Annotated in this window: 1 protein-coding gene; it reads left to right on the top strand. The window is 48.2% G+C overall.

Annotated features, from left to right (window positions below):
- Window positions 1-784 (top strand): efflux RND transporter permease subunit (locus tag AOG28_RS17455; RefSeq protein ID WP_152965477.1); only part of this gene is annotated, 784 nt, incomplete at both ends.

Genomic DNA, 784 nt, shown 5'->3' with positions numbered 1-784 from the left:
GATAATATCTACGTGCGTTCAACTTCTACTAATCAGCTGATCCCGTTATCGAACTTGGTGACGGTAGATGAACAGGCTACGTCTGGCTCACTCAACCGCTATAACCGTATGCGTAGTATTACCATTGAAGCCAACTTGGCCGAAGGTTACTCGCTGGGTGAAGCCCTAGGCTATCTAGAAAACATCGTAAAAGCTGAACTGCCTGATGATGTCTCGATTGATTATAAAGGCGAGTCGCTGTTGTACAAAGAAAGCGGTAGCTCGGTTATTTTCGTGTTTGTACTAGCCTTGCTGATTGCGTACTTGGTGTTAGCAGCACAATTTGAAAGCTTTGTGCATCCGTTGGTGATCATGTTGATGGTGCCAGTGGCAGTGTTAGGTGCCGTTATCGGCATGTACGCAGCAGATATGACCATCAATATTTACAGCCAAATCGGCATTGTCATGCTGATTGGTTTAGCGGCTAAGAACGGTATCTTGATTGTGGAGTTCGCCAACCAGTTGCGAGATGCCGGTATGCGTTTTGATGATGCGTTAATTCGCGCCTCACAGCAGCGCTTACGGCCAATCGTGATGACGGCCTTCACCACCTTGATGAGTTCGGTTCCATTGATACTGGGATCGGGCCCTGGCGCTGAAAGTCGGATGGTGATCGGGGGCGTTATTTTTAGTGGGGTAGCCTTATCAGCTTTCTTAACGATCTTTGTTATTCCTGGGCTGTACTCACTCCTTGCACGTAACACGACTTCGCCAGAGCAGCTTGCGAATGAGTTAGCTGAGCTGG

This window comes from Cobetia sp. UCD-24C (genome assembly GCF_001306765.1).
In the GTDB taxonomy this organism is placed as follows: domain Bacteria; phylum Pseudomonadota; class Gammaproteobacteria; order Pseudomonadales; family Halomonadaceae; genus Cobetia; species Cobetia amphilecti.
Note: the sequence above shows the minus strand (reverse complement) of the source record. Positions and strands in the feature narration are given on the sequence as shown.